The sequence below is a fragment of the Bdellovibrio sp. ArHS genome (assembly GCF_000786105.1).
Classification (GTDB): Bacteria; Bdellovibrionota; Bdellovibrionia; order Bdellovibrionales; family Bdellovibrionaceae; genus Bdellovibrio.
Genome location: NZ_JTEV01000018.1, coordinates 1 through 26,316, shown reverse-complemented (window position 1 = coordinate 26,316; position 26,316 = coordinate 1). Strand labels below are relative to the sequence as shown.

The 26,316-nt window shown below is 47.1% G+C and carries 21 protein-coding genes; 12 read left to right on the top strand and 9 right to left on the bottom strand.

Annotated elements, in window-relative coordinates:
- Nucleotides 1-75: 75 nt before the first annotated feature.
- From lysS to OM95_RS10235, 3 genes are read left to right on the top strand one after another with little or no spacing between them, the layout of a single operon-like run.
- Nucleotides 76-1,554, top strand: a complete 1,479-nt coding sequence (gene lysS, locus OM95_RS10245) for a lysine--tRNA ligase (RefSeq protein ID WP_041873318.1) — start codon at nt 76-78, stop codon at nt 1,552-1,554.
- A gap of 54 nt (nt 1,555-1,608) precedes the next feature.
- Nucleotides 1,609-2,454: a rhodanese-like domain-containing protein gene (locus OM95_RS10240; protein WP_041873316.1), complete on the top strand. Its 846-nt coding sequence runs from the start codon at nt 1,609-1,611 to the stop codon at nt 2,452-2,454.
- Nucleotides 2,445-2,897, top strand: a complete 453-nt coding sequence (locus OM95_RS10235; RefSeq protein ID WP_291516099.1) for a YiiD C-terminal domain-containing protein — start codon at nt 2,445-2,447, stop codon at nt 2,895-2,897. Before OM95_RS10240 ends, OM95_RS10235 begins: the two co-directional genes overlap by 10 nt.
- Here the strand turns inward: OM95_RS10235 and OM95_RS10230 are convergent.
- The 6 genes from OM95_RS10230 to OM95_RS10205 form a co-directional block, all read right to left on the bottom strand.
- Nucleotides 2,831-4,972: an ATP-binding protein gene (locus OM95_RS10230; RefSeq protein WP_041873314.1), complete on the bottom strand. Its 2,142-nt coding sequence runs from the start codon at nt 4,970-4,972 to the stop codon at nt 2,831-2,833. The two genes, OM95_RS10235 and OM95_RS10230, sit on opposite strands and share 67 nt — an antisense overlap.
- 55 nt (nt 4,973-5,027) lie before the next feature.
- Entirely contained in the window at nt 5,028-5,906 is an 879-nt protein-coding gene (locus tag OM95_RS10225) for a serine protease (protein ID WP_041873311.1), read from the bottom strand.
- Nucleotides 5,903-6,385 (bottom strand): hypothetical protein, encoded by a 483-nt coding sequence (locus tag OM95_RS10220; protein ID WP_291516097.1) that lies wholly within the window; start codon nt 6,383-6,385, stop codon nt 5,903-5,905. The genes OM95_RS10225 and OM95_RS10220 overlap by 4 nt, the downstream gene beginning before the upstream one ends.
- 88 nt (nt 6,386-6,473) lie before the next feature.
- Complete coding sequence (locus tag OM95_RS10215) at nt 6,474-7,220, bottom strand: hypothetical protein (RefSeq protein ID WP_041873309.1); 747 nt, start codon at nt 7,218-7,220, stop codon at nt 6,474-6,476.
- Between the two features lie 91 nt (nt 7,221-7,311).
- On the bottom strand, nt 7,312-7,707 hold the full coding sequence (locus OM95_RS10210; protein WP_041873308.1) for a hypothetical protein: 396 nt from the start codon (nt 7,705-7,707) through the stop codon (nt 7,312-7,314).
- Nucleotides 7,704-8,651, bottom strand: a complete 948-nt coding sequence (locus OM95_RS10205; RefSeq protein ID WP_041873483.1) for an HD-GYP domain-containing protein — start codon at nt 8,649-8,651, stop codon at nt 7,704-7,706. Before OM95_RS10205 ends, OM95_RS10210 begins: the two co-directional genes overlap by 4 nt.
- 59 nt (nt 8,652-8,710) lie before the next feature.
- Between OM95_RS10205 and recG the strand changes: the two genes are divergently transcribed.
- From recG to cysS, 6 genes are all read left to right on the top strand, one after another.
- Nucleotides 8,711-10,798, top strand: coding sequence for an ATP-dependent DNA helicase RecG (recG, locus tag OM95_RS10200; RefSeq protein ID WP_041873307.1), 2,088 nt, complete (start codon nt 8,711-8,713; stop codon nt 10,796-10,798).
- 142 nt (nt 10,799-10,940) lie between these two features.
- A complete protein-coding gene (locus OM95_RS10195) occupies nt 10,941-11,348 on the top strand; it encodes a hypothetical protein (protein ID WP_041873304.1) in 408 nt (135 codons plus the stop codon).
- Between the two features lie 97 nt (nt 11,349-11,445).
- A complete protein-coding gene (locus OM95_RS10190; protein WP_041873301.1) occupies nt 11,446-13,587 on the top strand; it encodes a S8 family serine peptidase in 2,142 nt (713 codons plus the stop codon).
- Nucleotides 13,588-13,764: 177 nt separating this feature from the next.
- Nucleotides 13,765-14,259: a CarD family transcriptional regulator gene (locus OM95_RS10185; RefSeq protein WP_041873299.1), complete on the top strand. Its 495-nt coding sequence runs from the start codon at nt 13,765-13,767 to the stop codon at nt 14,257-14,259.
- 109 nt (nt 14,260-14,368) lie between these two features.
- Nucleotides 14,369-15,850 (top strand): glutamate--tRNA ligase, encoded by a 1,482-nt coding sequence (gltX, locus tag OM95_RS10180; RefSeq protein WP_041873297.1) that lies wholly within the window; start codon nt 14,369-14,371, stop codon nt 15,848-15,850.
- A gap of 7 nt (nt 15,851-15,857) precedes the next feature.
- On the top strand, nt 15,858-17,306 hold the full coding sequence (cysS, locus tag OM95_RS10175; RefSeq protein ID WP_041873295.1) for a cysteine--tRNA ligase: 1,449 nt from the start codon (nt 15,858-15,860) through the stop codon (nt 17,304-17,306).
- 56 nt (nt 17,307-17,362) lie between these two features.
- Here cysS and OM95_RS10170 read toward each other — a convergent pair whose 3' ends face one another.
- The 3 genes from OM95_RS10170 to OM95_RS10160 all read right to left on the bottom strand — a co-directional run bounded on the left by OM95_RS10170 (nt 17,363) and on the right by OM95_RS10160 (nt 20,742).
- A complete protein-coding gene (locus OM95_RS10170) occupies nt 17,363-17,863 on the bottom strand; it encodes a hypothetical protein (protein WP_291516094.1) in 501 nt (166 codons plus the stop codon).
- Between the two features lie 129 nt (nt 17,864-17,992).
- A complete protein-coding gene (locus tag OM95_RS10165) occupies nt 17,993-18,307 on the bottom strand; it encodes a hypothetical protein (RefSeq protein WP_041873290.1) in 315 nt (104 codons plus the stop codon).
- Nucleotides 18,308-18,450: 143 nt separating this feature from the next.
- Nucleotides 18,451-20,742, bottom strand: coding sequence for a penicillin acylase family protein (locus OM95_RS10160; RefSeq protein WP_291516092.1), 2,292 nt, complete (start codon nt 20,740-20,742; stop codon nt 18,451-18,453).
- Between the two features lie 146 nt (nt 20,743-20,888).
- Here OM95_RS10160 and uvrB point away from each other — a divergent pair, with 146 nt between their 5' ends.
- The 3 genes from uvrB to murJ all read left to right on the top strand — a co-directional run.
- A complete protein-coding gene (gene uvrB, locus OM95_RS10155) occupies nt 20,889-22,967 on the top strand; it encodes an excinuclease ABC subunit UvrB (protein WP_041873479.1) in 2,079 nt (692 codons plus the stop codon).
- A complete protein-coding gene (uvrC, locus tag OM95_RS10150) occupies nt 22,964-24,853 on the top strand; it encodes an excinuclease ABC subunit UvrC (RefSeq protein WP_041873289.1) in 1,890 nt (629 codons plus the stop codon). The genes uvrB and uvrC overlap by 4 nt, the downstream gene beginning before the upstream one ends.
- The coding region (gene murJ, locus OM95_RS10145) for a murein biosynthesis integral membrane protein MurJ (RefSeq protein WP_291516088.1) at nt 24,850-26,316 on the top strand (1,467 nt) is incomplete at its 3' end. The genes uvrC and murJ, both read left to right, overlap by 4 nt.

The following is a 26,316-nucleotide window of genomic DNA, read 5'->3' as shown; positions in this document are numbered from 1 at the left end:
GTACCCAAGGTACCTGCTTCCCTTCGTGTGAAAAAGGTACCAGGTACCTTTTTCCCCAATTTGGAGCTTACTTTAATGTCGATTCATGAAAATCCGCTCAGAGCGGAAAAACGTAAAAAACTTCACGCACTTCGCGAAAAAGGGATCAACCCTTATCCGTACGTATTTGAAAATAAAGCGAAGATCGCCGAAGTTGTCGCTGAACACGCGGCAACTTTGCAAGCTGGAGAAAAGAAGCCTGAGTTTTCTTACCGTATCGCGGGCCGCTTGATGACTTTGCGGATGATGGGAAAGGCCTCTTTCTTCAACGTGCAAGACCAAACGGGCACCGTGCAAGTTTACGTTAAAACCGAAGAGCTTTCTGAAAAAGACCGCGAAGCTTTCAATCTTGTCGACTTGGGCGATATCGTTGGTATTGAAGGTTATGTTTTCAAATCTCAAAAAGGCGAGTTTTCAATCTACGTAAAGAGCTTCCAAATTTTGACGAAGTCGATTGAGCCTTTGCCAGAAAAGTTCCACGGGGTTCAAGATATCGAAATCAAATATCGTCACCGTCATTTGGATTTGATCTCGGATGCGGAATCTCGCAAAGTTTTCGAAACTCGCTCAAAGATCATCAAAGAAATCCGTCGTTTTTTGGATGACCGCGGGTTCATGGAAGTGGAAACGCCAACGCTGCAGCCGGTTTACGGGGGAGCTGCAGCGACACCATTTACCACTCATCATAAAGCTTTGGATATGAAGCTTTACATGCGAATTTCGCCGGAACTTTATTTGAAGCGCCTGATCGTCGGAGGTTTTGAGAAAGTCTACGAGATCTCTAAGAACTTCCGTAACGAAGGTATCGATCGTACGCACAATCCTGAGTTCGCATTGCTTGAGTTCTACGAAGCTTATACCGACTACAATTATCAAATGAGACAGTTTGAAGAGCTGATCTCGCAGTTGGCGTTGAAGATCACAGGCAGCATGAAGGTGAGCTATCAAGGTAAAGAAATTGATTTCACGCCACCTTGGCGCCGTTTGACGGTTTTTGATGGTGTTCGCGAATACGCGGGTATTGATCCCGATAAGGCGAGCGAAGAAGAGTTGTTCCAAGCCATCCGCAAACACGGTGGCGATATCGAAAAGCCGGGTAAAAAAGGCGAAATGATCATGGAGCTTTTCGAACTGACGGCAGAACAGCACTTGTGGCAGCCGACGTTCGTGATGGATCATCCGGTTGAGATTTCTCCGTTGACGAAAATTCATCGTCGCGATGGTCGTTTGGTTGAGCGTTTTGAGCCGTTTGCTGCCTGCATGGAAATCGGCAACGCCTATTCCGAACTGAATGATCCTGAGGATCAGTTGGCGCGTTTGAAAGAACAAGAAGCCAACCGCGCGAATGATGAAGAGGCGCACCCTATGGATGAGGATTTCTTGTTGGCCATTGACGCCGGTATGCCGCCGACGGGTGGTGTGGGAATTGGTATTGAGCGCATCGTGATGATCATGACAGATCGTCCAAGTATTCGTGATATCATCTTCTTCCCGACGATGAGAATTACGAAATAAGATTTGCAAAAAGGGAGCGAAAGCTCCCTTTTGACTTTTAGAGGACGTTCATAGATGAAAAACATTTTCTTGTTATTCGCGGCCGTTATTCTTTTCGGAGGCTGCCAACAAAAACCCACGAAGGTGGTTTCGGAAGAGCCCGTTGTGGGCGAAACTCTTACGGCAGAAAAGTTGATTAAAGGAAATCCGGTTCTTCTGGATGCGCGACCTCCTTTTGAATTCAATCTTATGCACGTGCCCGGTGCCATCAATGTTCGGTGGGAGGATTTCTCCTCGCAAAGTCCCAAATCTCGCGGTCTTCTTCAGGGCGATCTTTTTGCGTTGGCCCGTCGCCTTTCACTGATCGGAGTTGATCCTGACACCAAAGTCTTGGTCTTAGGTAAAGGGACTCAAGGAATGGGCGAAGAGGGCCGTATCGCGTGGACGTTGAAAGTACTGGGTGTGAAAGAAGTCTACACGGTTTTGCACACTTCTTATCGAGAAATGAATACGACGCGGGAAGTACCACCGGTGCAGAACAAACCGTATTGGAAGCCGCAGGTGCAAGAGCAATTGGCGGTGGATTTTAAAACTTTCAAAAATCAGGCTCTTTCTGGTGGAAATGCCTTGGTGATTCTTGATGTGCGGTCTAGTCAGGAGTTTGCTTTGCGCAATCTTGGCCAGGATCAAGAAATCAAAACCCCCGTGCTCAACGTGCATTGGACCGAGTTTTTCGATGACAAGGGACTTCCAGCAAAAAAAGCAGAACGAGTTCTTTCAGAGCAGAATATCAGTAAAGACACGCGTATTTTAGTTCTGAGCAACCACGGTGTTCGTTCAGGTGCGGTGACTTATGCTCTTCAGTATCTGGGCTATAAAAAGACAGCGAACTTTGCCGGAGGTTATGAGCAGTGGAAGTAGACTCCCAAGAACTCATTCATATTCTTAAAGATAAGATCACTCTTTACGAGCACCTCGGAATTGAATTTATCACTTTTCGCTCTCACGAGGTGCACTTTAAAGTGGCCTTGGCAAAGAACAAAAACCATAAAGGAACGGCCTTTGGTGGCAGTCAGTATGCGGTGGCGGTGTTAGCTGCCTACGCTTTGGTCTTGGCGGGGTTAAAGGAACGAAACATTCCAACAGAAAACATTGTTATCGCAAAAGGTGAAATCCAATATTTCCGTCCTGTAGAGACTGATTTTGAAGTTATTTGTAAATTCCCTTCACCCGAAGCGGAAGAGGAGTTTTATAAAGTTCTGCAGTCGTCGGGGAAAGTGCGCGGGCTTATTGAATCTCACATCGTGGGGGCCGGTGGCTCACTGAAGTCTTCTTTAAAGGGAGACTTTGTCGTTAAACTCTGAGCCAGGATTTGCACGATCTCGGCTTTTTTTACTGGCTTCACCACATAGGCATCGCATCCCGAAGCCAGCGTGCGTTTCAAATCTTCCACGACCGCGGTTGCCGTCAAAGCGATAATCGGGGTGTGAGACCATTTCCTCTCGGATTCCCAATGACGAATGGTTTCCGTGGCCTTGTAACCGGTCATGATCGGCATTTGCATATCCATAAAGATCAAGTCATAGCGTTTTTGTTTAAACTTTTCCACGGCTTCTTGGCCATTGACGGCTTCGTCGCAGTCGAAGGGGAGGTTCTTTAGATAGTGAATGATCAGCACGCGATTGTCTTCGGAGTCGTCAACCAAAAGTATATTGAAGCGCTTATTCGGAAATCGCGTGTTCCAGGCCGCCGAAGGCGAGGGCTTCTTTTCAAGATGTGTCGTGGTGTCGGGACGGTGGGGCAGAAGAATTCGAAAGGTGGTTCCGCGCCCGGCCAGGCTCTTCATTTCTAAGGTGCCTCCCATGATTTCTACAAGATTTTTAGAAATCACAAGCCCCAAGCCTGTACCACCGTATTTTCGGGAAATTCCCACGTCGGCCTGAAAGAATGGAGAAAATAGTTTTGCCTGTTTTTCCCGGGGGATGCCGATGCCGGTGTCTTGTACTTCAAGCGATATTTTTTCGCCGGTTTCATTGACGATCTTCACTGTAACTTTGACAGTACCTTCCGAGGTGAACTTCAGCGCATTTCCGATCAGATTAAAAAGAACCTGGCGTAAGCGCGTTGGGTCACCCCACTGTTGCAGGGGAACATTGTCATCAAACTGCAATTCAAAATGGAGACCTTTTTCTTCGGCCTTGATTTGCAGAATCTCAAAAACGCTACGGACGGTGGCATGAAGATTATAACTGACATTTTCGACACTCAAAGCTTTGGCCTCGATCTTTGAGAAATCCAAAAGGTCATTGATCAAGGCTTTCAGGTTTTCACCAGCGTGACTGAATAAGGTCAAATATCTGGCCTGGTCTTTGGAAAGTTGGGTTTCTTTTAAAAGCTCCAGCATTCCTAGAACCGAATTTAGGGGCGTGCGAATCTCGTGGCTCATGCGCGCCAAAAATTCGGATTTGGCTTGTGACGCATCTTCGGCCTGATCTCGCGCGGCTTTCAACTCACTTTCGGTTTCACGCAATTTGACAAGCTTATCGGTTAAAGTTGTAATGGCCGAGCCTGTCAGTAATGAGCAGTAGCACAGAGTCAAAAGTGTTGCAGGAGTCTGCAAAAGAAATGGATCATTTGCCCACGGCAGCCCCAGAATTTTTGGCAGCGGAACGGCCAGCATCGTGACCAAAGTATTCATCAGCAAAGCGGCGTAAATTCCATACCAGGCGGCAGATAATAGCAGCGTGATACCAAACACGTACCAGGTCTGAGTAAACGGCATAGACAGGCCTAAAAAAACAGAGCCAGTAAGTCCCGCAAGCCAGACAAGACGTTCTTTTTTTGTCAAATAGGACAGACGTAAAGGCGGATGGCTGTCGATCGGAAAGAGGGAAAGTCCCCGTCGATACAAAAACGGCGTTGCCAAAATAATTGCGGGCAAGGTGAGCAGTACTGCGCCTGTCATATCGCCAATTGCCGTGACTAAAGTGTTCCAAAGAAATGCTTCAGCGGAACTGAACTTGGTGAAAACGAAGATGGCTTGAATCAAGGCCGAGGCCACAACGGAAGGAATCAAAATTCCATAGACCGAATACAGGGTGATGTTTTTGGGACTGGGTTTCCAGGTCGAAAATGTTTTGAAGCGCTCTTTTAAAAGCATCCACGCCATGAAAACTTCCAGTGTTTCCGGAACAGCGTACAAAGGATAAAGGACGGGCCGTGGTAAATCCAAAAGAGGAGCTGCTAAAAGACCATTTAAAAAAACGGCAATCAGGACTCGGGGACCCCACCACAAAATCATCGGTATAGCCAGATTGATCGGAAAATAAATCCAATAGATGCCTTGAATAGACGTAAAGGGAAGACTTGCCCATGTTCCTAAAGCAAGGACGGCAAAGGGAAATACCCATGTCCACCAAGGCAGTCTTTTTTTATTCATGCCTCTATTCTAGGATGAACAGGGAAATACTGACCAAGAAGGACTGCATAATGTGCTAAAGGTCAATAGCCGAAGATTTCAGAAACGTTTCGCCACCGAAACAAGACCCGCTGGCGCAACGATTGAAGCGAATGCAGCCGCCTTTGGTGCGCACTCGATAAATCTCGTCTTCCAGAAAGTCTTCCTGACCTCGACTTAAGATGCCCACAAGAAAACCTTGGCGATCAAAAAGGGGAGATCCCGAACTTCCCGCAAAAGTGTCCACTTCGACTTTGAAAGTTTGCTTTTCTACAGAGTTATCACTGACCACACCGACATCCTGTTTCATTGGCAGACCCAGGGGATAAGAAAGACTTAGAACCTTCTCGCCTTTTGCTAAAGAGTGCTTTGCGAACTGGACAGGTTTGGTGTTTGGAACAGGACGATCCAGTTGAATAATGGCGTAGTCTGTTCCCCGAGAAAGACTGTGCTCTATTTTCACAATGTTTTGGCAATGAAACACGTCCTCGTTTTTGAAGGGCTGTAAGGATTTATTCGCCGTCCAGTTAAAAACAAATTTCGTATCTGAACAGCTGTCCTTCTTATCCACGCAATGTGCGGCGGTCAGAACTTGATCGGGTGCAATCAGAACTCCGCTGCAAAATCCTAACAATGGCTGATCTAGGAATTTTTCGTCTTCACAAAGTGGCCAGCTTTTTCCCAGAGTCGAAAGACGTGGTGTCCATGCGTTGTCCTGTTTTGTTAGATTGAATTTTTGAATGAGCATAGCCGTGGCTTGCGCGATCTGAGCGACATCTCCTGAGGAAATCACTTCGCGACGTGTGTCTTCGCCATAAATAACCCCGTGAGAATCTGACAGGCCAGCAACCACCTGTTGCGAAGGTTGCGGTCCACAAGCCAGAAGAAATAAGGGTAACAACAGGAAGAGTCTCATGGTTTCTCCGCCTTCGGGTTGATCAAGCCGGTGACGACACCATTGATGGAAAGGTAGCCGTGCTCGTGGGTTTTCAAATTGGGGCTCATGTGCAGCCAGTGCACCACCGCTTTAAAAGGAGAGTACGGGTCCACTACAAAATCCCCACAAGCCACCAGAACATCACCCGCGCTGAAGTCAGGCAGGGGACCGAACTTGGTATTGTAGATCACTTCGATGCGATCATCAGTGGTTGCGAAATTCTCGTCCAAATCGACTTCGAAATGAACGTGTTTTTGGCGATCCTCCATAACGCCGACGATCAGACCCTGAATAAAGGCGCGGGCCGTGAACTTCTTTTCCATTTCATCCCGGTAAACCAAAAGACGGCTTTCGTTGAAATCCATGCGCTCTTTTTTATCCAGGCACGCGGGATTCTTGGCGAAGGAAAGTAAGGGCAAAAAAGCTGTGAAAATCAAAAAAAAGAGCATCGATTTCATAGGTCGGAATATACCAAAAACAGAGCGAGGCTTCGCCCTGTTGCCGGTCTTTAGGAAAAAAATTTAATCTGTCAAAAACTTCGACAGTCTAGAGAGCGCCGGCTTCAATCCAGCGTTTTAAGTAGTCGGTTTCTTCGGCAGTCAAAGGCTTGATACTTGTTTTGCCATTTTGTGGCGGCATAAACCGTTTGTACATTCCCGGAACCACGATCTGATAAAGAATACTTTCTGTGGCACTTTCTTTAATTAAGCCTTTGGCTTTGATCAGGTCCAGATCATCCAAGACGGTGCGTCTGGCAGTTTCCTTTGAATGGCAGACCAAGCATTTGGCGTTAAAGATTTCGGTCTTCAGGTTTTCAAAGCTTAGCTCCAGGGTTTTGAAATCTGTCGGTGGTTTTTCCCGCGGCGCCTGAGCGTTGGCGCAAGTGGCAAGATCTTTCACTTTTTGCACCTCTGTACGCTCGTGCATTTGATCATCCACCCAGGTTTCCAGAATCTGCTTTTCACAGGCATCTAAAGGTTTATAACCCGCTGAACGAGGAGGCATACTTTCTTTATGAACAGCTGCGAGAATTGAATCTTTTTGCGCGAGGACCTTGTCGGCCGTATCCATCGCGCGATTGCCACTGGCATGGCATTCCTGACAAGTGCGCAAAGAGGTGGACTTCACAACTTCAAAAGAGATGGGTTGATCGCGGAAGGCTTCAAAAGATCCCACGCGGGGAATCCCTGATCCATCCGTTTTAAAGACACCAAGCTCTTCCAGCGCATAACTGCAGCCGGTTAAACTTAGACCCATGAATGCACTCATAATAATAAGAACGGCCTTTTTCATAAGGCTGGATTTTTATCAAACTTTGTCGAGGTTGTGGGGTTCTATGGGGGCCTCAGGAAATAAATTCCCGAATGTCCAAAGAGCAAGCGGGCTATCGCCCTCGTTTTTTAATCTCGATCTTTTGAAAGGGGGAGTGGTGACCTTGAGAAGCCGGCTTTCTGTTCGCCAAGGCGCCGTTAATGCACGCTTGTCTTGAGTCATCACTCATATCCTCGGACTCCGTACAAACAGTCAAGGATCGAGGGTCAAAGCTTTTTCCTTTTACGCGGTCCCAGCAGTTCCAAAAAGCAGAGTCCTCTTTTTGCAAATTGCAGGCGGACAGGGCGTACCAGTCGATATCTTCTTTTTGCGTGCGTTGACGACATATCTCCATGTCTTTTTCGCCGATAAAGCGACCGCAAATACCTTCAGGGTTGGTGGGTTCAATGGCTAAAGACAAAAGGGGAATGCCTGCAATCAGAAGCAAAGACTTCGCGAAAAGACTCATGAGGCGACCTTGATTTTAAAGAGAACTGAATACATGGCTTTCAACATGTCGGGGTCATAGCGACCCGCCAGTTTTTCCTTCATCATGCTCACGGCATCCAAAGGAGTCATCGGCACGTTGTAAGAACGTTGGGTGGTCATGGCATCATATGTGTCGGTGATCGCCACAATGCGCGCAAAAGGATGAATTTCTTCGCCCGCGATTTGTTGAGGATAACCGTTGCCAGACCAAGATTCGTGATGTTCAAAGCAGGCGGCTTTCACGGCATCGCTGATGTTCGGATGATTATTTAAAATCACCAATCCATATTGAGGGTGCATTTTCATCTGCTCCCACTCAGCGTCGGTCAGGCCGCCTTTCTTGCAAAGAATATCCAGGCTGACATTGCGCTTGCCGATATCATGGAAAAGAGCGCCAACGCCAAGCTCTTCCAAGGTTTTAGCATCATAGCCCAGAGCTTTTCCCAGGCCGAGTGAATAAATGCTGACATCCAAAGAGTGGTTGTAAGTATAAAAATCATGCCCTGATAAAGAGATCATAAAGCCCATGGCTTCCGGGGCATTTTCCATCAGATCAATAAAGTCTTTGATGATGGGACGTGAATCATCCAAGGCGCGGTTGACATCTGGATTTTCAAAAAGATCTTCCATCAAGGCAACAGAGGACTCACGCAAAATGGCGGCTTTTTCAAAAGGATCAATCAGGCTGGAGTTCATTTCTTCACGAACCCAGTCGCGATATTTTTGTTTGTCTTCCAAAAGAACGAAGAAAGAATCACCGGTGTCTTTGCGGTGCAGATTTTTAATCTTTCCGTCAGACAAGCGATCGCCTGCGCGAAGATAGAGAATGTACTTTTGATCCACTAATACGTAGATGTCGAACGAGGTCACTTTATCAGGCCGGATGGTGCTTAAGCGGATACGAAAATAAGATGGCGTCGTCATATGAAAATTCTGCCATGGATACATTGACTTAGATAGAAAATCCTGAATAATCGAAGGCGATGGCCCTTCGTCTAGACACACAAATACAGTACCTTAAAGGAGTCGGACCCAAGCTCGGAGATCTCTTCTCTCGCAAAGGATTAAAGACTCTGGGGGACCTTTTTGAGTTCTATCCTCGAGCCTATGAGGATCAGAGGGCCGCTCGGAACATTTCCAGTCTCAAACCAGGAGACATCGTCAGCATCAAGGCTCAAGTTGTAACGGTTCATAGTATCAATATGGGACGTTCCACCCGCAAAATGTACGATGTGGTGGTCAGAGATTCATCGGGACAAATTCATTGCAAATATTTCCGCGTTCCTTACAAAGGATATTTTGAAAGGTTTAAACCTTTCACGGAAGTGCGCGTGGTGGGAAAGGTCATCGAGTATCGCGGACGTATCGAGTTTCATCATCCTGACATCAAAGACATCGAACCCGACGAAGAAACTCAGGATGCCTTGATCCCTCTTTACACCGAGATCGAGGGTCTGGCGACGGCAAAAATCATGAAGCTCGTGCGCGCCGCTTTTGCGCAAATGGGTGAGTGGCCGGACGAGGCTTTGCCAAAATGGATTCTTGAAAAATATCAATTGATCAAGCGGCAGGATGCGATCAAAGAAATTCATTTTCCCGATCCGGCACGAGCCCAGCAGTATGCCGAGTTTAAAAGTGCAGCTCAAAGAAGAATTATTTTTGACGAATTCTTTTGGTTGGAGCTTTATCTTGCTTCACGCAAAACGGGTTTTCAGAAAGAGGGCGCGCCTCAGATAAAAAATAAAGCGGAAAAACTTAAAGACTTGGAAGCTTCGTTGCCCTTTGCCATGACCAATGCGCAAAAGCGGGTTTTTGCGGAGATCAAGGCCGACATGGAAAAGACTCACCCTATGCATCGGATGGTGCAAGGGGATGTGGGGAGCGGTAAAACTCTGGTCAGCTTTATGGCGGCACTTTATGCCATGGAAAGTGGTTTTCAATCCTGTTTGATGGCACCGACAGAAATCTTGGCAGAGCAGCATTATAAAAATGCTCGAAAGGCTCTTGAACCTTTGGGGGTGCGTTTAGCCTTGTTAGTAGGAAAGTCCAAAGCTTCTGAAAGAAAACAGGTGCTCGCGGCGTTACAAGCGGGCGAGGTGGACTTAATTATCGGCACGCACGCCTTGATCGAGGACGAAGTACAGTTTGCAAACCTTGGGCTGGTCATCATCGACGAGCAACATCGCTTCGGCGTCGAACAAAGAGGCATTTTAAAAAACAAAGGCAAGTCGCCGCATTTTCTGGTGATGACGGCCACTCCTATCCCACGCACCTTAGCTATGACAGTGTATGGAGACTTGGATGTTTCCATTATTGACGAAATGCCAGCGGGGCGAAGTCCCATTCAAACCCGTGTAACCTACGAAAGTAAGCGCCCCCAGGCTTTGCAATTTATGCTCGACCAATTAAAAAAAGGGCGACAAGCGTACATCGTTTATCCTCTGGTGGAGGAGAGTGAAAAAATCGATCTTAAAGATGCGGTGTCTGAATACGAAAAACTGAAAACCCAGTTCCCCGAGGTGCGCTTCGGGCTTCTGCATGGAAAGATGAAGCCGGATGAAAAAGATCAGGTCATGACACAGTTTCGTAATCAGGAAATTCAGGTCTTGGTTTCAACAACCGTCATCGAGGTTGGTGTGGATGTGCCAAATGCCAATATCATGATCATCGAACATGCAGAACGTTTTGGTCTTTCCCAGCTTCATCAGTTGCGGGGGCGTGTGGGGCGGGGCGAGTTCAAAAGCTTTTGTATTTTGATTATGGGGTACGCAGTTTCCGAAGAAGGTCGTCAACGCACAGAAATGATGGAAAAGACCTCAGATGGCTTCAAAATCGCCGAATTTGACTTGGAAATGCGTGGGCCTGGAGAGTTCATGGGGACTCGTCAATCAGGGCTTTCGGGGTTTAAGCTGGCTAATCTTGTTCGTGACATGGCCATCCTGCAGCAGGCCCGCGAAGCCGCCTTTGAGGTGTTGAAGAAAGATCCAAAATTAGCATATCTGGAGAATCAAAAATTACGCGAAGAACTTTTGCGTGAGCACGGGCCTGCGGCTCTTGCTGGAATTGCGTAACGCCGATTTCTTCACAACGCAGTTTTTATTGTCTCAGCTTTTAAGCAAGAAGTGTGTTTGCCTCGATCACAGTTTTTAAAAATAAAGTTGCGAAGACTTTTTTTTTGAGTCATCCTGAAAGAGATCACAAGGATGTGTTCATATGACAAAAAGATTTTTCAGCATAGTTACGGCATCAGCTTTCATTTCTTTATCAGCTTTGGCAGCTCCTTCTTCTTATAAAGTCAGTATGCGAGTCGGCATCAAAGGTCAGTCACCAATTTCTGTAAACACGGTGGCTAAGTCCGGCAAAAAAAGTTTCGTCAGTCAGTTTTCTGATGACGGACAAACCGAAACTCTGGTGGAAGTCTTCGCCAAAAAGTCTCAGGTGAAAAACAAAGACGGTCTTTACATGGATGTCCTTGTTACGAAGCGTGTGAAAGGGCAGTCGAAAGTCACCGAACGCGCGCAAATTTTCGCTCCCGAAAACCAGGAAATGGAGTTCGGCATGAACTCCAAGGGAAAGATGGCGGGAAATCTGTCTTTAGCCGTTATGGCTCACAAACTCTAAGCGCAAGTCTTAGAGTTTTCACTCAGTGCGACATAAATATTCCATTTGATACTCGACCTCGGTCGTGGTGTGATTTTTCCCTATGAGGGGGTATCAGATGAATCGTCTTGTGAAAAGCATCACAACAACCACGGTGATGGCAGCGATGGCTGCAAGCGCCGCTAGTGCCGGAACTGTTTTGAAGTTGAACAGTGGTGCCGTTGACACTACAAAAATCTCGAACAACTACGCAGCATCTTGGATGATGGAAGTTCAGCCGACTGAGTACATCGTGCAATTCAAAAAAGCGATTACAGAGGCTGATAAAGCCAAAATGAAATCGCAGTTTGAAGTTTTCGGTTACCTTCCAGACGACGCTTTGGTGGTGCGTGGAACTTATGCCAAGCTTTTGAGTTTCAAAAACTCTCATCCTGAAATTCAAGCTGTGGTTAGATATTCTGCTTCCTATAAGATCAGCAACACTTTTGATGTTGCCAGCATTTTCAATAAAGACGCTGTTCAGTCTGTCCTTGTAACCACATTTAAAGCATCAGATGCAGAGTTTGTTGCTGCAAAAATGACGGCCTTAAGTCCTCAAGTAGAACTTCAAGTTGTTGATGGAAACTCTGTGATGGCTTTGCTTCCGCGTGGCCTTGTTTCCCAGGTTGCGGCTTTATCAGGAGTCGAACACGTGCAACCAACTCCAGAAATTGAGTCTTTCCATTTCGTGATGGATCAGGATTTAGCTGCAGATGTCCATGCGACGGCAGCCGGGGACTATTCTGATTTAACGGGCGACGAACCAGGAACTCGTGTCATGAAGTTCCAAGCGGCGTGGGCTCAGGGCTTTACCGGCCGTAATCAGATCGTTTCTATGGCCGACACGGGTTTGGATTCAGGCAGTGCTAGCGCCATCCATGCTGATTTCGCCGGTGGTGTGATCTCTGGTTACCCCTTCGGTCTTTGGTCAAAAACTTGGGATGATCCGATGGGACATGGGACGCACGTTGCCGGTTCCGTCATGGGGCGCGGCACGGCTTCAAATGGTCTGCTAAAGGGCGGAGCTTATGAAGCAAAAATGGTGGCTGAAGGTATGTGGTCACCGATGCTTAAAAATCTAAGTGTTCCATCCAAGTTGGGAGATTTGTTTGCTAAAGCTCAAGCTGACGGCGCCAGCATCCACACTAACTCTTGGGGGGGAGCACGTACGTTTGGTGCCTACGATAATTTCGCGGTTCAAGTAGATACTTGGTTATACGACAATCCGGATATGCTGGTTCTTTTCGCGGCTGGAAACAGTGGCGCGGACAAGAATAAAGACGGTCGTATCGATGCAAACTCCATGGCTTCTCCTGGCACAGCTAAGAACGTTTTGACGGTAGGGGCTTCTGAAAACGTCGTTACAACCGGTGGTATTCAAGTGCCTATCAGCAAGTTGAGAGCCGCGAAGGACGAATGGCCTGCAGAGCCCATCTACAGCGATTACATCTCTAACAACGAAAATGGTCTGGCGATGTTCTCGTCTCGCGGGCCCACGGCAGACGGTCGTGTGAAGCCAGATATCGTGGCTCCAGGCACAAACATCTTAAGCGTGAAGTCTCAACAAAAAGACGCTTCGGAATTGTGGGGCGCTTACAACAAAGACTATGTTTGGTCTGGCGGCACTTCAATGGCAACACCTCTGACGGCGGGGGCTGCAGCTGTGGCTCGTCAGGTGTTGGTTGAAAAGCTCAACATTCAAAAACCTTCAGCCGCATTGTTGAAGGCGACAATGATTCATACGGCTGTGGATATGTATCCAGGTCAGTTCGGTGAAATCGGGGCCTCGCGTGGGCAAGAGATTTTGACTCGTCGTCCAAATTCAGACGAGGGTTATGGTCGTGTAGACGTTCAGAATATCGTAAACTTGGGGTCCAAAACTCAGTTCGTCGACAATCGCCAGGGCGTTGCGCAAGGTCAGGAAGTTTCTTACGACTTTACACTGTCTCGTGAAGGTAAACTCTACGCGAACCTTGTTTGGACGGATGCTCCGGGATCTGCAAATGCAGCGCAAGCTCTAGTAAATGACTTAGACTTGGTTTTGACTCTTCCTAACGGTCAGACGCTGAGCATGAATGATCACGTGAACAACCTTGAAATGATCGAAAAATCCGGCCTTCCGGCTGGATCTTATAAGCTCACGGTAAAAGGCTTTAAAGTTCCGCAAGGTAAGAATGGCTCGCAAGCTTTTGCTCTTGTATACACCGCGACTGAACTCTAATTTTATGGTTTAAGTATTTGAAACTATTTAAAAAAGGCCTGGTTTATCCCAGGCCTTTTTGCTTCTGAAGATCCCTCTGAAAATATTTCCTAACACCCCGCTCTCGTTTGATAACTTGCGTCAGATTTGATAGAACAGACGAGGTTGAAACTCTGTCCAATCTAAGGGGGAGGTCGAATGCAGACGTTTAATGTTGGTGATAATGCTGTTTATCCCGGCTATGGCGTTGTGAAAGTGGTTTCTATTGAAATCAAAGAAATGTTGGGAACTAAAACAACATTCTACAACATGCAACTGGTCGACACTGGCTTAAAAATCATGATCCCTACTACGAACGTGAAATCTGCGGGGCTTCGTCCGATCATTTCGAAGGATGAAGCCAACAAGGTCGTTGGAATTCTTAAAGAAAAAGACATCAAAATCGACAATCAAACTTGGAACCGCCGGTACCGCGAGTACATGGAAAAGATCAAAACGGGTTCCGTTTTCGAAATTGCTGAAGTTTTACGCGATTTATTCCTCTTGAAAGCGGACAAAGAGCTTTCTTTTGGCGAGCGCAAGATGCTTGATTCTGCGCGCAGTCTTCTTTTGAAAGAGCTGACTTTGGCGACCAGCCAAGAAGAGCTTTTTATGGAAGAAGAAGTGAAAGCCATCTTCGGAATCACGGGCTAGTCGGCCCCCACCTTGATGTGGTGGACTTAGGTAAAAAAAGAATATAAGTTTTAGGCTTGGTTTCTAACCAGGCCTTTTTTATTTGTGCCTCGGGCAACTTGGAGTTCTCATGACCTCAAAAATTTCACCGCATCCGCGCGTTCGTTTTGCACCGTCTCCCACAGGGTATTTGCATGTCGGGGGGGCCCGAACGGCTCTTTACAACTATCTTTTTGCTAAGAAAAATGGCGGCGAGTTTATCTTGCGTATTGAAGACACTGATGAGGCGCGTTCGACGGAAGAGTCTCTGCGTGGTGTGGTGGACGATCTAGTGTGGCTGAATCTTCTTTGGGATGAAGGTGTCGATCCAAAAACGTTGCAAGATGTGGGACCGTTAGGACCTTATCGCCAAAGTCAGCGTCAGGATATTTACAAAAAATATGCGGACCAGCTATTAAATGAAGGCAAGGCCTATTACTGCTTTTTGACTGATGAAGAAATTGAAAAGCAACGGGAAGAAGCCAAAGCGGCGGGACGTTCTCCGCATGTGAATTCTCCTTATCAAGAATGGCCTCTGCAAAAAGCTTTAGAGCATATTAAAAAAGGCAATAAAGGTGTTGTTCGTTTTAAAACCAAAGGTTTGGCGAAGGACTACACGCTTCACGATTTGGTTCGTGGGGAAGTGAAGTTTCCTTCTGATATGGTTGGTGACTTTGTTCTTCTGCGTTCTGACGGTATGCCCGTCTATAACTTCTGCTGCGTGGTCGATGATCACTTGATGAAGATCACCCATGTTTTCCGTGCGGAAGAACATCTGCCAAATACACTTCGGCAAATGATGATTTATGAAGGTTTGAATTGGCCACTTCCTGAATTTGGTCACATGGCTTTGATTCTTGATGAAGATCGCCAAAAGCTTTCGAAACGCAAAGGGGCTGTGGCGTGTGGTCTTTTGAAAGAGGAAGGTTACCTTGCTTCGGCAGTTTTGAATTTCATCGCGCTTCTTGGATGGTCGCATCCTGAGGGTAAAGAGATCATGTCCGTGGAGGACATGATTCAAGCGTTTGATATTTCTCGTTTGAATCCATCCGGGGCGATCTTTGACCGTGTGAAATTCAAATGGATGAATTCGCAACATTTGCGAGCGCTTCCGAATATGGAACTGTGGAATGCGATTCAGCCGTTCTTGGCCCGAGAAAAAATGGAACTTCCCCAGGATCCTGTGTGGCAGGATAAATCCATCACGGTGTTTAAGCCCTATATGGAAATCCTGTCTGACGCGATTGAGCTTTATAGACCTCTGAATGATAAGTCGTATGTGATCCTTCCGGAAGCGGAAGAGGCGATGAAGTGGGAAGCCACCAAGGCCGTTTTGACGGCATGGCGCGATCTGGTCAAAGCTCACACCTCTGACTATATGTCGGAAGATGAGTTCTTAAAAATACAAGATGAAGTGAAGAATCAGACGGGAGCCAAGGGGAAGAACCTTTTCATGCCGATTCGTGTGGCGGTGATTGGTAAACCTCATGGCGCTGAATTAAAGATTCTGGTGCCGCTAATTAAAAAAGACTCTTTGGTCGCGCGCGCCGAAAAAGCTTTGGCACAACTATAGGTGAAAGATGTCGTTGAAGATTTACAACTCTCAGTCTAAGCAGCTTGAAGAATTTGTTCCTCTGACTCCGGGTCAGGTGAAAATGTATGTCTGTGGTCCGACGGTGTATAACCTTCTTCATGTCGGGAATTTCCGCGGGGTTGTGTTCTTTAACTTGGTTCGCAACTGGTTGGAGTCTTCTGGTTATAAAGTTGACTACGCTTTGAATTTCACCGACGTGGACGATAAGATTATCAATAGGGCTCATGAGTTGGGGATGGATCCGCAGGCTTTGTCGGAAAAGTACATCGTTGAATATAAAAAGGATTTTGCGTCTTTAGGGCTGCGTCCACACGATCACAATCCCAAGGTGACTGAACACATGGATGAAATCCTTGAGATGGTTCAGACGTTGGTATCTAAGAAGATCGCCTATGAAACTCAAGGCGATGTGATGTATTCGATCGAGTCATTTGATGGTTACGGAAAGTTAAGCGGTCGCAATCCCGAAGAACTGCAGGCGGGGGCTCGGGTTGACGTGGATGAAAAAAAGCGCAATCCGATGGATTTCGCCCTTTGGAAAGCGGCCAAGGCGGGTGAAGTTTCCTGGCCTTCTCCTTGGGGGCCTGGCCGACCGGGCTGGCATATCGAATGCTCCGCGATGATTAAAAAAATCTTCGGTGATCAGATTGATATTCACGGCGGTGGGATGGATTTGATTTTCCCTCACCATGAAAATGAAATTGCTCAGAGTGAAGGCTGCACCGGAAAACATTTTGTAAAATACTGGATGCACAACAATATGTTGAATTTCGGCGGCCAGAAGATGTCGAAGTCTTTAGGTAATGTTGTGACCATGCGGGAATTTCTGGAAACCAACAACGCAGAAATTTATAAGTGGATGGTTCTTTCCGTGCACTACCGCACGATGAGTGATTTTAGTGAAGCGGCGGTCGAAAGAGCGATCTCAGGGTTGGCACGTATTTATTCGGCACTTTCCTTGGCGGATGAGTACGTCGCTGAAGGTGTTTCCCCTGACGCAGGATTTGAAAAAATCACGCAAGAGGCTTGGAAAAAGTGTGAATCCGCTCTGAATGATGATTTCGGAACTCCCGAAGTTTTCGCGGCCCTTTTTGAAGTGGTTCGTCAGTTCAATGCTCAGGTCCGACGGGGCATGAAAACAAATCCGGCGGTACAGGGGAAAGCCGTTGCCTTTAAACAGTTCGTGGCAAAGCTCAGTCGCATTCTAAGTTTATTCCAAGAGCCGGCAAGTTCTTTCCTGATCCAGCTTGACGATATGTTGCTAGCTAAGATGAATTTGCAACGTGCGGAAGTGGATGCCTTGGTGGCAGAACGCGCGCAAGTCCGTGAAGCCAAAGACTTTGCCAAGTCGGATGAACTGCGCGCAAAGTTGACCGGTATGGGGATTTCCGTCAGCGATACGCCGACGGGGAGTTTCTGGGAAGTGACGAAGTAGAAAAAAACGCCAGCGATGTCTGGCGTTTTTTTTACAAGTTGTCGGGGGTGTACTTGCTAAAGACCCGCGACGATGGATTGAAGGTCCGGAATATCGGCTAACTTTGTGCCTTTGACGACGGCTTTTGTATTTTTGCTAACCACTCCAAATGGAATATTGCCCCACCATTTTTCGACAATCGATCCGTCGGTGTTTTTTGTTGTCAACTTGCAGGTCTCGTAAGTTCCGGGGGCGGCTTCGACTTTTTCGATGGAACCGCCACTAGTAACACAGTTTGCCAGAATCTGTTTGTAACGTTCCGGAGAATAAAGTTCTGAGACTTCGATGTTTTCTGAAAAGACGTCGCCGCCCATGGTGGCTTCGTATTTCACGGTCCACTTTTGGGTGTCCTTATTAAACTTCACGACTTCTTTTACAATACGCACCGATTTTTGGGTGCCATCGCGTTGTTGAACAGTCCCGGTCCATTGAACTTTGTCTCCCACGCTGGGATAGGCCCAGGCATGCAGCGAGAACGAAGAAACCGCCAAAGCGGAAAGAAATAAAAGTTTCATCATGCCTCCTGTGTTGGAATCAGAATGACATGGTTTTGCTTTAGCGGAAGGATTCTTTCAAGCGTTTGCAATTATACAGAAGGGGCTTTGGGAAAAACAAGGGACGCTGGTAAAGTCCCTTGTTATGTGAAATCAGTCTCGGCTCGCCACTTCTTTTACGGAAACTGTTTTGCAGCGGCCGTGGTTTTCTTGAATCGTCACTTCGTAATCCACTTCCCAGAATTCACCGTCTTCGTTGTTGTCAGCGATCGTGACAGTATACAAATAGGGATTGTTCCATCCTGCCTCTTGAACCGCCCAATATTGAATGCCTTGCGAGCCCTGGATGACACCAGAGTCCGCCTTGTATTTGCGAATAGCAGCGGCTTTGGCGTAGTTTTCACAAGGGCCCGCCGCCAATGCGAAAGAAGAAAACATCATTACGAAAGCGCCCATAAGATACTTCATTAGAAACTCTCCTTTTGGTTTATTGGGCGTTCTTATAGCAGAAGTTGGGGCGATAGATTGTTAAGATTGGGCCGGATTGAAAAAAATTTTAGCAATGCTGATCCGTGAGTTTCCGGGGGGGGCGAAAGCTCACGTCTTGGAAATTATTCCAGGGTGAGCTCATGAGTTTTGACTCCCGCAATGTCCTTTTCATCCATCCACTGCTGGCGGTATTTTCCCTCAATAAAAAGATGAACCTGGTCTTTGTAAAACGGGGAAAGCATATGGCCCGAAATCCCGATGGGATTTATACCCCAGCTTTTTTGAGGTTCGGCGAAGTCAATAATCCGGCGAGTGGAAGGGCCCGCTACCACCTTGAAGTCGCCTCCCATTCCGCGCATTTTGTTGTTGTTGATTTCATTATAGGCGCCAGGGATGGGGTAGGGGCCGAGATTGAAAACCTTGTTGAGTGGCGGAGTGCGGCCAAGGGGATGGATGTATTCGACGGTGTGAAGCTCTCCCCAAGTTTTTTGTCTTACTTTTTCAACCGCATTCTTAAATCCGGTGGTGACAACAGCCGAGCGGCGAAGGTCCTTCCACCACGGAGAGTTTTCATTAAGAATCGTGCGACGATAAAACTGCCACGCATAAGGCGTATTCAGAAATTCCTTACGATCTTGCTCAGGCAAATCTGCAAGAATGAGCAGAATGTTATCATTATTCCATTGATGATACAGGCTGGCTGCGGTTGAAGAGATGTCCGAGCGAAGGTTCCAATCTTTTAATTCTTGCAAAGGTCGCACGTATTTGGCGTTTTCTTCAGGCGTTAACTGTAGCTCCGTCAGTAATGTGTCGAGAATTCTTTTTGTGAAGATGTTGTAGTTTTCAGTTTGTAAAGTTTTAAACTCTTCTACACTCCACAGATCTTTTTCTGAAAGAGCTTGAACCAGAGTTTCATAACGATCATCTGCCTGGAAGTCTCCACGAATATGCGCAGGCAGCATCGCGGGTCGCGAATTCGCCGTGACAATGAAACCGGAAGAAGGGTTCACGGAATGAGGTTTTTCGTTCCATTCTAATAAACGCAGATACTCGTCATCGCCGGAGGCTCCATCTAAAAGCATGTCGGAATTAGGATTCTTTTTGACAGCAATATCACCAAAAACCCACCACGCGATGTTCTCGGCATCCGCGTACATGACATTCAGGCCGGGGGCTGTTGCGGTCTTCAGTGCGGATTCAAATTCGTTCAGACTTTGGGCTTCAGCCATCAGCTTTAAGGCTTTCATCGGATTATTTTCTTTGCGATGAAAGGCCCACTTTAAAGCCAGACTCTTCTGTGAAAAAAGGGCATCCATCAAGGGCCCATGCCGGGTTTCAATCATCGAGATCGTGACGTCCTCCTGGTCTTTGACTTTGATGATCTCTTGCCACTCCTGATAGGGTTCGGGTTTTTTATTGAACAACGCCGTTTTCTTTTCTTGATCTAGAGTCTCGCGGTACAAATCCATGTCATCGGTCATCGACATGGTGAAGCCCCAGGCGTGATGTCTGTTATGTCCCAAAATCGCAAAAGGCACCAAGGGCAGGTAATGGCCGTAAAGCGCAAACTCCGGTGTTTGAATGTGAGCTTCGACCCAGACGGCGGGAAGTGAGTAACCGATGTGGGGGTCATTGGCGAAGATGCTTTTTCCTGAAAGGGATTTTTTAGGTGAGATCAACCACGAGTTGCTTCCTTCAAAAGCGGGAATAAACAGGCCTTCCGTTAACACCGGGAAAGCGGCGTTGTTGTCGACGATTTTGAAGGGGACGGGCAAAGGGTTGTTTCTGAGAGCCTGAAACTGCTCCTCCGAAAGTTTTTTTGCAAGCTCTGACATCAAGGGATCGGCCTTTAAAGCGATGCCAAAACTATAGGCCATGTGACCGGTCATGATGTAGGCGTCTAAAGGAGAAAAGGGTCGTGGTTTTAAGCCCAGGACTTTCATTTCCAGCGGTAAAGGGCGTGTGGCGATATACTGATTGACGCCCTCGAAATAGGCCGCCATCTCGTCCCACATTTTTTCGTCAAACAGTCCACTTTGCTTTTCATGTTGAAGCATGCGTTCAACAGAGCGTTTGATCATCAGACTACGATAAAGCTTATCGCTGTTCAGAGCAATTTCACCGAAAACTTCGCTGAGTTCCCCTTGGGTCATCCGGCGAGATAGCTCCATTTGAAAAAGCCTTTCGCTGGCCATGACAAAACCCAGGGCGCGCAGGGCATCCATTTTATTTGCAGCTTTTATGTGAGGAATTCCAAACGTGTCGCGAGTGACTTTAACAGGTGCAGAAAGTCCTTGAAGATTTAATTGTCCATCGAGGGGGGCCAAGGCACTTGTCATCGAGAAATAAACAAAGAACGCAGCCGCGCTAAAGAAGATCACAAGAACGAGCAGAATTCGCTTTAGGTTTTTCATAGTAAAACTCTTGACCGGAGCTCAGTGTGAATCAAGGGCAAATCATGTCACTACGCAGAAAGGGTTCGCCTGGACTTTCGATTGACGCAATGTAGACCCAAAAAAAGGAAGCAGGTTGCCTCTGAAATTATGCTATGCTCGAAGGGATGGCCTCTACTTATAAAAAGAACTTTCAACTAGTCTCTGAGTATAAACCTTCTGGGGATCAGCCGCGTGCGATTCAGCAGATGATGGAAAACTTTGAGGCGGGATTAAAACATCAGACACTTTTGGGTGTGACCGGATCGGGAAAAACTTTTTCGATGGCGCACACGATTGCAAAATTGAATCAACCGGCTTTGGTGTTGGCTCCGAATAAAACCCTGGCGGCGCAGCTCTATGCCGAGTTCAAAGAGCTTTTCCCCCACAATGCGGTTGAGTATTTTGTCAGTTATTACGATTATTATCAGCCGGAAGCCTATATTCCTTCGACGGATACTTATATCGAAAAGGATTCCGCGATCAATGAACAGATCGATCGCATGCGCCACTCGGCCACGCGTTCTTTGTTTGATCGCCGCGACGTGATCATCGTAAGTTCGGTTTCTTGTATTTATGGTTTGGGTTCGCCGGAAGCCTATGAAGGCATGATGATTCAAATCGTGTCGAATACGGAAATGAAACGGGATCATTTGATCCGTGAACTGATTCGTATTCAATACCAACGTAACAACGTAGATTTTTCGCGCGGAACCGTGCGCGTGCGCGGTGACAATGTCGAAATCTTTCCTTCTTATGAAGAAGATCGGGCCGTGCGTGTCGAATTCTTCGGTGATTTTATTGAAAGACTGTCCTGGATTGATCCTTTAACGGGACAGGTTTTGGAAGAGCTGGATCAAATTGGCATTTATCCGGGCAGTCATCACGTTACCAGTGATGACAATCTCAAGCGAGCGATCCGCACCATTCAAGATGAATTGCGAGAGCGCTTGGTGGACTTGAATAAAGAGATGAAGTTTCTGGAAGCACAACGTTTGGAACAAAGAACATACTACGACATCGAGATGATGGAGCAGATGGGGTTTTGTCAGGGCATCGAAAACTATTCTCGGCATATGACAGGGCGCGGGCCGGGTGAACCACCGCCCACGCTTCTTGAATACTTCCCTAAAGAATTCGTCACCTTCATCGATGAGTCTCATGTGACGGTTCCACAAATCGGTGGCATGTACCGTGGGGATCGCGCGCGCAAGATGACTTTGGTAGAGCACGGTTTCCGTTTGCCTTCAGCCTTGGACAATCGACCTTTAAACTTTCAAGAGTTTGAAGCGATGATGGATAAAGTGGTTTACGTATCCGCCACTCCGGGTAATTACGAGCTGCAAAAATCCGAGGGTGTTATTGTTGAGCAGATCATTCGTCCCACGGGATTGATCGATCCGGTTGTTGAAGTGCGACCGGTGAAGCATCAGGTGGATGATCTTTTAAAAGAAATTCGTGAGCGTATTAAGAAGAACGAACGGGTTTTGATCACAACGCTGACGAAGCGTTCTGCTGAAGACCTTACTGAGTACTACGAAAACTTGGGAATTAAAGTGAAATACCTGCACAGTGAAGTGCAGACCGTAGAACGAACCGAAATTCTTCGTGATTTGCGTCTGGGTGTGTTTGATGTTCTTGTCGGCATCAACTTGTTGCGAGAAGGCTTGGATATTCCTGAGGTGAGCTTAGTCGGCATCACGGACGCAGATAAGGAAGGTTTTTTGCGTTCCGAGCGTTCCCTGATTCAAACCATCGGTCGTGCGGCCCGGAATCTGAACGGTCAGGTGATTCTGTACGGCGATAGAATCACCGATAGCATGGCCAAAGCGATGGGTGAAACCGAACGCCGTCGGCGTATCCAGCAACAGTATAATGAAGACCACGGCATCACTCCGCAATCCATCCGTAAGCGGATTAAAGAAGGCTTGGGCGAAGTTTTTGACGGCACATTGGCCGGAGGGCCGCTGCAAGGTGAAAACAAAACGGCGGCTGTCACTTCGAAGTTTGCGCATCAGCCAGATAAACTTCAGGAAGAGATCGAAAAACTGCGCGCTAAGATGAAAAAACTTTCTGCCGAACTTGAATTTGAGGAAGCCGCCAAAGTTCGTGACGAAATCAAACGTCTGCAAATTATTGATCTGGGACTGCGTAGTGGTGAGGTAGAGCAAAAAAGCGCTGAGGTTTTGAAAGAGGGCCTTGAATGAACTCAAGGTTTGAAGAGGTTCGCGACAAAGTCAGAGAATTCCCGACCCAAAGTGGAGTCTATCTGATGAAAAGCCAAACCGATAAGATTATCTATATCGGTAAGGCAAAAAATTTGCGGTCTCGGGTGCGAAGCTATTTTACTGACAGCAAAGATCACTCTCCTAAGACGCGTCTGTTGGTTCAGAATATTCATGAAGTTGAATATATTTTGACGAAGACCGAAGTCGAAGCTTTTTTGCTGGAAGCGTCCTTAATAAAAAAACATCGCCCGAAATACAACATTCGACTGCGCGATGATAAAGCCTACCCCTATATTCGTTTTACCTGGGCTGACGACTATCCTCGACTTTATGTTGCGAGGAAGGTCAAAAAAGATGGTTCTCTTTATTTCGGTCCCTACACCTCGGGTCTGGCGGTGCAGGGGACGATTCGTTTCTTAAATAGAACTTTTAAAGTCCGCGACTGCACCGATGCGGTTTTTAAATCGCGCACACGTCCTTGTATGACTTATCAAATCGGACGCTGTACGGCTCCTTGCGTGGACTATATTTCTCTAGAGGACTATCGTTCTGAGGTTGAAGGCGCCAAACTTTTTCTAAAAGGTCAGAACAAGAAGGTCGTCAAAACCATCACTGAGCGCATGATGGTGGCAGCCGAAGAAGAAAAATTCGAAGTCGCGGCTCGTTTGCGTGATTCGGTCCAGGCCATCAAAGCCATTTTGGAAAAACAAGCGGTCATCAATGACACTTCGGAAAAAGATCAGGATGCAGTTGGTTTCTTCGGGGATCATCGCGGCTGTCTGGTGGAAACAGTGCACGTGCGTTCAGGTCGGGTGATCGGAACGCGTCCGCACTTCTTGCCTCATTTTGATCCCAATGATCCGGCCGAGGATCCTCGCGAGTGGCTCGTGGATTTTCTGAATCAATACTACGAGGACAACTTCATTCCAGACGAAGTTTTGCTCGCCGTTGATATTGGCAATGACCTGACGAAACTTATGGGTGAGGTTCTGAAAGAGCGCTCTGGAAATAAAGTGGGAGTGCGTTTTGCGACGGATGAACGAGGACGCAATTTGGTGGATATGGCGAATGAAAATGCCAAGGCCCACTTTTTAAAATACGTCTCTAAATCCGAGGAAAAACTTCGTGGTTTGGATGAAATCAAAGAAAAGCTTTCTTTGCCAGAGCTTCCGCGCCGTATTGAGTGTTATGACATTTCGACGTTCCAAGGGGCTGAGACGGTGGCCTCACAAGTGGTGTTTGAAGATGGGGTTCCCGCCAAGGAACACTATCGTCGCTATAAGATTAAAACGGTTCAAGGAATCAATGATTTTGCCTCGATGTACGAGGTTTTGAGTCGCCGCTTTAAGCACACGGAATACGAGGATCCCCAACTGATCGTTATTGACGGTGGGAAGGGACAGTTGGCTCAGGCTATAAAAATCCTGCAAGAGATCGGCCGCAATGATATTCCTGTGGTCGGTTTGGCCAAGGCTCGCACCGAAAGTGATTTCCAAAAGCAGGAAATAGAATCTACGGAAGAAAGATTCTTTTTGCCTAACAGATCAAATCCCGTGATCTTTAAACACAATGCGGAGGCCTTGCATATTCTAACGGGCATTCGGGACGAGGCGCATCGTTTCGCCATCACGTACCATCGCAAACTTCGCGAAAGCAGCTCTTTGGAAAGCGAATTAGACTATGTCGTGGGATTAGGCGAAAAAAGAAAGAAAGTTCTTTTGACTCGCTTTAACTCTATTGATGAAATCAAGGGTGCCGTACCAGAAGAGATCGCCACACTTAAAGGCTTTAATCGCGTACTGGCGGAGCGCATTCTGCTTCAATTGAATGAGCCAGATGATGAAGATGCCGAGGTTGAAGAGTGAAAAGTCATGCCCTGTTAGTTGGTTTGGGAATTTTCTTAAGTCGTATTGCAGGGCTGGTTCGTGAAAGAGTTTTCGCGCACTTTTTTGGCAACTCCGATGCCGGGGACGCCTTTAAGGCGGCCTTAAAAATTCCTAATTTTCTACAAAATCTTTTCGGTGAAGGTGTTCTTTCCGCAAGTTTTATTCCGGTCTACGCTCAGCTGCTAGCTAAAAAACATGATGAAGAAGCGGCCAAGGTGGCTTCGGTCATTGGCAGCCTTTTATTCTTAATGACCTCCGCGCTGGTTTTGGTCGGTGTTTTCGCAACGCCTTTTTTAATTGATGTTATCGCGCCCGGATTTCAAGGGGAAAAACGCGCCTTGACCATTCAGATTGTGCAGATTCTTTTTCCTGGCACCGGCTTTCTGGTTATGTCGGCATGGTGTTTGGGGATCTTAAATTCACATCGCAAGTTTTTTCTTTCTTATGTCGCTCCCGTGGTCTGGAATCTAGCGATTATTTTCACCTTGGTGATGTGGGGCAGTCGTCAGGGGCAGTATGACCTGGCCGTGACAGTCTCTTGGGGACTTGTGGCTGGCAGCTTTTTGCAATTTGCCATTCAACTGCCCTCGGCCCTGCGCCTGGGGAAAAAGATTTTTCCGTCGTTGGATCTAAAGTTAGGCAGTGTGCGCTCGATAACAAAAAATTTTGCACCAGTGGTGGTTTCAAGAGGGGTCGTGCAAATCAGTGCCTACATCGACAACATGCTGGCCAGTCTTTTACCTACGGGCGCGGTTTCCGCTTTGGCCTATGCGCAGACGCTTTATCTGTTACCGGTGAGTCTTTTTGGTATGAGTGTGTCGGTGGCAGAACTTCCGGCCATGTCTCAGGCGACAGGTTCCGAACTAGAGGTGCGCGAGTACCTGCAAAAAAGATTGAATCGGGGACTTGAACAAATTGCCTTCTTCGTGATTCCGTCCGCCGTGGCCTTTTTATTTTTGGGTGATCTTATTGTTGGCGCGGTTTTTCAGACGGGTGAATTCCAAAAAGAAAATACGGATTTCGTGTGGATGGTTTTGGCGGGTTACTCGGTGGGACTTCTCGCATCTACATTGGGCCGTCTTTATTCTTCGACATTTTATTCCCTTAAAGACACGCGCACACCTTTGCAGTTTGCGATCATTCGTGTGATTTTTACGACTATTTTGGGTGTGATTTTCGCATTTTATTTACCCGATGTTTTAGGCTTTGATCGCAAATGGGGAACAGCCGGTTTGACGGTGTCTGCAGGTCTTGCGGGTTGGATTGAATTTTACTTTCTTCGCAAATCTTTGAATAAAAAGATTGGTCACACCGGACTGAAAATTCGCTTCCAAATTAAAGTGTGGGTGGCCGCGATTTTATCAGCCTTGGCCGGAGCTGCTGTTGCACGATTTGCTTTGCAAGTCGAGCTGCATGTGATCGTGAAAGCAATCGTGGCACTG